Source organism: Pseudoalteromonas sp. HM-SA03, assembly GCF_002289345.1.
Lineage (GTDB): Bacteria > Pseudomonadota > Gammaproteobacteria > Enterobacterales > Alteromonadaceae > Pseudoalteromonas.
In genome coordinates, this window is sequence record NZ_NSDG01000139.1 from 1 (window position 1) to 223 (window position 223).

The window sequence follows — 223 nt, forward strand, 5'->3', positions numbered from 1 at the left end:
CAGGCGAATCCGTGCCGCTGCAATACAGCCACATGTAACTGGTCTGTTTGTCTTCTTTCACCACTTTAACCGTGGTTTCATCGCCGTGCAGTACCGGTTGCTGTAGCAACACTTCGTGCAGTCTGTCGTAGAGCGGTTTAAATAAACTGGCGCAGCGGATCACCCAGTCCGCCATGGTCTGCCTGCTCAGCGCGATACCATATTGTTTGAACAGGCTTTCCTG

General features: G+C 52.5%; 1 protein-coding gene. It reads right to left on the minus strand.

From position 1 onward, the window contains the following. Window positions 1–223 (minus strand): transposase (locus tag CKO50_RS23080; protein WP_141240178.1); only part of this gene is annotated, 223 nt, incomplete at both ends.